This is a genomic window from Devosia sp. (assembly GCF_040509215.1).
Taxonomy (GTDB): Bacteria; Pseudomonadota; Alphaproteobacteria; order Rhizobiales; family Devosiaceae; genus Devosia.
The window spans coordinates 1-6,395 of the sequence record NZ_JBEVLL010000114.1; the positions used below are offsets into that span (position 1 = coordinate 1).

Annotated in this window: 6 protein-coding genes; 3 read left to right on the forward strand and 3 right to left on the reverse strand. The window is 62.7% G+C overall.

From position 1 onward, the window contains the following. From ABW043_RS06480 to ABW043_RS06490, 3 genes are all read left to right on the forward strand, one after another. Window positions 1-472, forward strand: a 472-nt coding sequence (locus tag ABW043_RS06480) for a transporter substrate-binding domain-containing protein (RefSeq protein ID WP_353920405.1), incomplete at its 5' end; no start/stop codon positions are given. A gap of 73 nt (window positions 473-545) precedes the next feature. Next, window positions 546-1,226, forward strand: coding sequence for an amino acid ABC transporter permease (locus tag ABW043_RS06485; protein ID WP_353920406.1), 681 nt, complete (start codon window positions 546-548; stop codon window positions 1,224-1,226). Continuing rightward, window positions 1,223-1,987 carry an amino acid ABC transporter ATP-binding protein gene (locus tag ABW043_RS06490; RefSeq protein WP_353920407.1) on the forward strand — a complete coding sequence of 255 codons (765 nt, stop codon included), beginning with the start codon at window positions 1,223-1,225 and terminating at the stop codon, window positions 1,985-1,987. Before ABW043_RS06485 ends, ABW043_RS06490 begins: the two co-directional genes overlap by 4 nt. Before the next feature lie 50 nt (window positions 1,988-2,037). Here ABW043_RS06490 and ABW043_RS06495 read toward each other — a convergent pair whose 3' ends face one another. The 3 genes from ABW043_RS06495 to ABW043_RS06505 form a co-directional block, all read right to left on the reverse strand. After that, on the reverse strand, window positions 2,038-4,674 hold the full coding sequence (locus ABW043_RS06495) for a molybdopterin-dependent oxidoreductase (RefSeq protein WP_353920408.1): 2,637 nt from the start codon (window positions 4,672-4,674) through the stop codon (window positions 2,038-2,040). After that, the gene (locus ABW043_RS06500) at window positions 4,671-5,975 is read right to left on the reverse strand and encodes an NAD(P)/FAD-dependent oxidoreductase (protein ID WP_353920409.1); all 1,305 of its coding nucleotides are present in this window, start codon (window positions 5,973-5,975) and stop codon (window positions 4,671-4,673) included. The genes ABW043_RS06495 and ABW043_RS06500 overlap by 4 nt, the downstream gene beginning before the upstream one ends. Beyond that, window positions 5,972-6,395: MFS transporter (locus ABW043_RS06505; protein ID WP_353920410.1), on the reverse strand; the 424-nt coding region annotated here is incomplete at its 5' end. The genes ABW043_RS06505 and ABW043_RS06500, both read right to left, overlap by 4 nt.

Consider the following 6,395-nt stretch of genomic DNA (forward strand, 5'->3'; position numbering starts at 1 on the left):
CGGCATCAACGCCGAGCGCCAGGCGAAGTATGATTTCTCGGAACCCTACATCGCCTCGAAGGCGGCGCTGGTGGTTCGTGATGACAATGCCGACATCGCCAGCTTCGAAGACCTTTCGGGCAAGAAGTCGGCACAGAGCCTGACTAGCAATTTTGGCAAGCTGGCGGAAAGCTTTGGCGCTGAACTCGTCGGCACAGAAGGCTTCGATCAGTCTATCGCATTGGTCATTCAGGGCCGCGCTGACGCAACCATCAATGACAGCCTCTCCTTCTTCGACTTCAAGAAGCAGCAGCCAGACGCTCCTGTGAAGGTCGTCGCCACGGCAGAGGATGCTGATTTTTCCGGCGTCATCCTCGCCAAGGGAAAGCCTGAACTGTTGGCCGCAATCAATGAGGCCCTGGCAGCCATCAAGGCCGATGGCACCTATGCCGAAATCTCGCAGAAGTATTTCGGCGAAGACGTCTCGCAGTAGAATCCAACGCTTCTAGCGATTAGAAGGATCGGTCGAGGGTCGACCGATCCTTTTTCATTGGCGGGACCATGCAATGCCCCACTGGCTGAACCTGATGATCGAGTCACTGCCCTCGCTTCTTTGGGCATGTCTCGTGTTTACGGTGCCCCTCACGCTTCTGTCCTTCGCGCTGGGATTGAGCCTTGGCCTTGTCGCCGCGATCACACGGCTATTTGCGCCGCGACCGCTGGGCGCAATCGTTCGGTTTTATGTCTGGATCATCCGCGGCACGCCGCTGCTGGTTCAGTTGTTTCTTATTTTCTATGGCCTGCCGAGTGTCGGCATCGTCATTGATGCCTTTCCGGCGGCGCTCATCGGCTTCACCCTCAATATCGGCGCCTATACGTCGGAGATTATTCGCGCCGTGCTTCTGGCTGTGCCCAAGGGGCAATGGGAGGCGGCGTATTCGGTGGGCATGACGTGGGCGCAGTGCATGCGACGCACCATCCTGCCACAGGCGACGCGGATTGCAGTGCCACCGCTTTCCAACACCTTCATTTCACTCGTCAAGGATACCTCGCTTGCAGCAGCGATTACCGTGCCGGAACTGTTCCGGGCGGGGCAGCGCATCGTCGCGACGAGTTATGAGCCGCTGATCCTTTATGTGCAGGTCGCGCTCATCTACCTGCTCGTCAGCTCCGTGCTCTCGGGCCTGCAGGGGCGTCTCGAAAAGCGACTATCGCGCTACGGCGGGACCATAGAGGCAGCGTCATGATCGCCCTGGACAAGATCGAAAAGAGCTTTGGCGACAATCTTGTTCTCAAGGGCGTCAGTGTCGATGTGCCCGAGGGACACGTGACGGCTTTGATCGGAGCGTCGGGCAGCGGGAAAAGCACCCTGTTGCGGTGCGTAAACCTGCTCGAGCTGCCGCAATCGGGTCGGGTGCGTATCGACGACACCGAAATCCAGTTTGTCCCCGGCAGGAAAATCGATCGTGCCGCCATGCTGGCACTCCGGCGAAAAACCGGCATGGTGTTCCAGAGCTTCCAGCTGTTTCCGCACCGTACGGTGGTGGAAAACGTGATGGAGGCGCTGGTCACGGTTTTGAAGTGGCCGAAGGATCGCGCCAGAGCGAGGGCAATGGAGCTGCTGGAAAAGGTCGGCATGACCTTCAAGGCTGAGGCGTGGCCGTCGAGCCTTTCCGGCGGGCAGCAGCAGCGCGTCGCAATTGCGCGGGCGCTGGCCCCTGCCCCACGTGTACTGTTGTGCGATGAGCCGACTTCGGCGCTTGATCCGCAATTGGCCATCGAGGTGGTGGAAGTGCTGGCTCAACTGGCACGCGAGGGCACCACCATGCTTATCGCCACCCATGACCTGCGGCTGGCCGCCAGCATTGCGAGCAATGTCGTCTACCTCGACGGCGGGCAAGTGGTTGAAGCGGGCCCTTCCCAGCAGGTGTTTGGCGCACCGCAGGACGACCGGACGCGCCGGTTTGTGTCCACTCTGACAGGACAAGCGGATTCCCAGCCCGGCTAGTGGAGGCCGGAGATTTTGATTCCGTTGGTGTCTCCAAGCCATTGGAATTTCTAGGCTACCGAGGCGTTATGCCGCTCGATTATCCGCCTGATCTCGGGGCGACAGGACCCGCAATTCGTTCCTGCTTGGGTACAGCGACCGATGGCTTCGACGGTCGTGCAATCTTGCTCGGTGATGGCGGCGGCGATGGTGTTTGCGCCCACAGAAAAGCAAGAGCAGACGATGGCGCCTTTGTCCGGCGTATCGGCTCCCGGCCGGCCGGCTAGGACGGCGGAGGCCGACAAGCCCTCGGCGTCGAGGAGTTCGGTGGCCCATTGCCGCGAAACGACAACCGGATCGGGCGAGGCGTAAAGCGCCAGGACTAGGCGTCCTCCGTCCAGCACGGCATAGCTCCGCCGGCCAGACCGCTCGTCGACGAGACTTCTCATGCCTGCAGTCGACGGCAGATCGAAGCTGCTGCGGAGCCAGCTTTCCCAATCGGATGGTTCGTCGAACCATGCAAGTTCGCCGCGTGTGCCGCCCTTGGTCTGGGCAATGGCCCAGTAGCCATCCGTGAGTTTCGGCGACTGCGCGGAGACGAAGAAGCCGTAGAGGCGAACCTGGACGGGTTCGATATGGCATTGGGCCATCTTGAGAGCGGGCTGGCCGGATATAGGGTCGGTCTTGGCGCGCACCAAGGCGTCTATGCGTCCATTGGAGGAGAACTGGTCGGTCCAGTGCATGGGCGCGAACAATTGGCCGCGCGGTTGGCGGTCGGTGACGATGGCCCGCAGGATGACGCTGCCCTGGCTGTTGCTGACCCGCGCCAGGGTGGCGCCCCTTATGTTGAAGCGGCCGGCATCGGCCGGATTGATCTCGACGAATGGCTCGGCGTAGTGGGCGGATAGGCGCGCCGTTTTGCCGGTCCGCGTCATGGTATGCCAGTGATCGCGTACGCGGCCGGTGTTGAGAACGAAGCTGCCGGGTGCTGTCTGGATCACTGGTGGCGGCGCGACGGGAACGAAGCGCGCCTTGCTGTCGGGCGTGAAGAAACCGCCATTGCCGAACATGCGCGCCATGGGCTTGCTACGTATGGGCCATTGCGTGGGCGCGAGGCTGGCATAGTCGGCGCCGACAAGACCTGAGAGATCGAAATCGCGCCTCCCGTCGTTTTCAAAGGCGGAGAGCGCGACGTGCTCGGCGAAGATTTCGGCCGGGGAGGCGTAGGGGAACGCGGCACTGAAGCCCAGGCGTTGGGCCACTTCGTTGATAATCCACCAATCTGGCCGCGCCTCTCCGGGCAGTGCTAGGAACGGCCTTTGACGCGACAGGCGGCGCTCGGAATTGGTGACGGTGCCTTCCTTTTCGCCCCAGCCCGCGGCAGGCAGGCGGACATGCGCTTCGAGGGCGGTGTCGGTGTTGGCATTCATGTCGGACACGACGACGAAAGGACAGGTGCGCAGGGCGGCCCGGACACCATCGGCGTCGGGCATCGAATCGACCGGGTTGGTCGCCATGATCCAGACGGCTTTGATCTCGCCGCGCGCCATGGCAGCGAAGAGGTCCACAGCCTTCAGGCCCGGCTTGGTGGCGACTGAACTTGTGCCCCAGAAGCGGCCCACGCGGTCGATCGCTTCCTCGGTGAAATCCATATGGGAGGCCAGCATATTGGCGAGCCCGCCGACCTCGCGGCCGCCCATGGCATTGGGCTGGCCGGTGACGCTGAAGGGTCCCATACCCTTGCGCCCTATGCGGCCGGTGAGAAGGTGGCAATTGATGATGGCATTGACCTTGTCGGTGCCGGCAGCCGACTGGTTCACGCCCTGGGAATAGACGGTGACGGTTTTTTCCGTTGCTGCGAACCACTCGTAGAAGCGGGCGATGTCCTCGGCAGGTGCGCAGGAGGTTGTGGCGACGCGGTCAATTTGCCAGTCTTCGGCCACCATCATGGCGGCGTCGGCCCCGTTTGTGTGCTGGTCGACGAAGCTTCGGTCCACAATGCCATTGCGGGAGAGATGGGCGAGAAGGCCGACGAAAAGTGCACTGTCGCCGTCCGACTGGATCGGCAGGTGCAGGTCGGCGATGTCGGCGGTTGCAGTGCGTCGGGGGTCGATCACCACCACCCGCATTTCGGGGCGGTTCGACTTAGCGCTGGCGAGGCGCTGGTAGAGCACCGGATGGCACCAGGCGAGGTTCGAGCCGACCAGCACGACGAGATCCGCCAGTTCGAGATCCTCGTAATTGCCCGGCACTGTGTCCGAGCCGAAGGCGCGCTTGTGGCCCGCGACCGATGAGGCCATGCAGAGGCGCGAATTGGTGTCGATATTGGCGCTGCCGATAAAGCCCTTCATGAGCTTGTTGGCGACGTAATAGTCTTCGGTCAGCAACTGACCTGAGCCGTAAATCGCGACCGAATTGGGTCCGTACTCGTCGAGCGCCTCGCGAAATTTCGTCGCGACGAGATCGAGCGCTTCGGTCCAGTCGGTCCGCTGCCCGTGGACTTCGGGGTGCAGCAGGCGGCCTTCGAGCGAGAGGGTTTCGCCCAGCGCCGAGCCCTTGGAACAGAGGCGGCCGAAATTGGCGGGGTGATCGGGGTCGCCGGATATGGCGACCGAGCCGTCGGGTTGTGGCGTGGCGAGTACGCCGCATCCGACCCCGCAATAGGGGCAGGTTGTCTTGACCGTCGTCGCGGAGGTTTGGGCAGTCATGCAGCACGTTTCGTTGGGTGGTGGAGGCGGCCGTTGCAGTTGCGGCGATTAGCCGGCCACGCTGCAACGGCCACCATAGGGTCCACGGGAGCACCCCCCTGATAGGCTTGGCCGAAGACGAGCATGCTGCGCTTGTCGGCGGTCGGGGTGCGCTGTTTCAGGAGATCGAAGAACCAGGGGCCATCGGTGGTTTCGCCATAAAGGACGGCGCCAACGATGCGATCATCCTGCAGGATCAGACGCTTGTAGACTCCGCCCTCTTCGTCCTGGAGCACGATTTCTTCGTGGCCGTCGCGGCGCGCGAAATCTCCTGCAGAATAGATCGAAATGCCGGTGACCTTGAGCTGGGTCGCAGTCTCGACGGGCTGGAACTTTGCCTCCTTGCCGGCGAGCGTGTCAGCCAGTACGGCAGCCATGTCATAAAGCGGCGCGACGAGGCCGTAGCAGACGCCGTTGTGCTCGACGCATTCTCCCAGGGCGAAGATGTGTGGGTCGGACGTCCGCATCTGGTCGTCGACCACGATGCCACGCTCGACATGAATGCCCGCATCGGTCGCGATACGGGTCTCGGGCCGGATACCCACCGCCATGACGACGACGTCAGCCGGGCAAAGCTGCCCGTCGTCCAGCACCACGGCCTCGGCCTTGCCGTGTCCGACGATAGCCGACGTCTGGGCATTGCAGAGCACTTCGATGCCGCGATCCTCGAAGGCGCGTTGCAGCATGCGTCCAGCGACGGGATCGAGTTGGCGGTTCATCAGGTGGCTGGCCGTATGGATCACGGTCACCGCCATGCCGCGCAGGCGCAGTGCAGCAGCGGCCTCGAGACCCAGAAGTCCGCCGCCAATCACGACTGCCCGCGTCCCGGGGCGCGAAGCGACCTCGATCATGGCTTCGACATCGTCCAGATCGCGAAAGGCCAGAACGCCGGGAAGATCCTTGCCCGCGACGGGCAGGATGAACGGCGCCGAACCCGTCGCGATGATCAAGGTGTCATAGGGTGTCTCGCCGCCCCGGGAGAAAACCAGCTTGCGATGACGGTCGATGGAGGTGACATGCTCGCCGAACCGGGCCCGGACCTCATGATGGGCATACCAGGCCGCGTCATGGGTCACGGTTTCTTCAAAGGTCTTCTCTCCCGCTAGCACGGGGGAAAGCATCAGCCGGCTGTAATTGCCGCGTGGCTCTGCCCCGAAGAGGGTTACCTCATACTGGCCAGGAGCGTTGGCGAAGATGTGCTCGAGGGCGCGGCCGGAGGCCATGCCGGCCCCGACCACGACGAGTTTATGCTTGCCTGTCATGCCGGCTGGCCGACTGGCTGCCGCTCGATGCGCCGCACGGCGAGGTGCATCCAGAGGAAGGCGGCAGCGACGAGAACGAAGAGGGCTACGAAGCAGCTCGACCAGATGCCGGTTACGTCGTTGAGGTAACCGAAGAGCAGCGGCAGGATGAAACCGCCGAGGCCACCGATCATGCCAACCAGGCCGCCCACCGCGCCGACGTTCTGCGGATAGTAGACGGGGATGTGCTTGTAGACCGCGGCTTTGCCCAGGCTCATGAAGAAGCCCAATACAAAAACCAGCCCAACGAAGGCCCAGGGACTGAGCTCGAAATGCAGCGAGACCGGGCCGTTTATGCCGGCCAGGACGAAGTCGGATGTCGGCACAGCAAGGATGGCCGTAACCAGCAGCGAAACGCCGAAGGTCCAGTAGAGCACTGTA

Coding starts and splice junctions, on each gene's coding strand:
- ABW043_RS06485 (WP_353920406.1), top strand. CDS start 546: ATGCCCCACTGGCTGAACCTGATGATCGAGTCACTGCCCTCGCTTCTT.
- ABW043_RS06490 (WP_353920407.1), top strand. CDS start 1,223: ATGATCGCCCTGGACAAGATCGAAAAGAGCTTTGGCGACAATCTTGTT.
- ABW043_RS06495 (WP_353920408.1), bottom strand. CDS start 4,674: ATGACTGCCCAAACCTCCGCGACGACGGTCAAGACAACCTGCCCCTAT.
- ABW043_RS06500 (WP_353920409.1), bottom strand. CDS start 5,975: ATGACAGGCAAGCATAAACTCGTCGTGGTCGGGGCCGGCATGGCCTCC.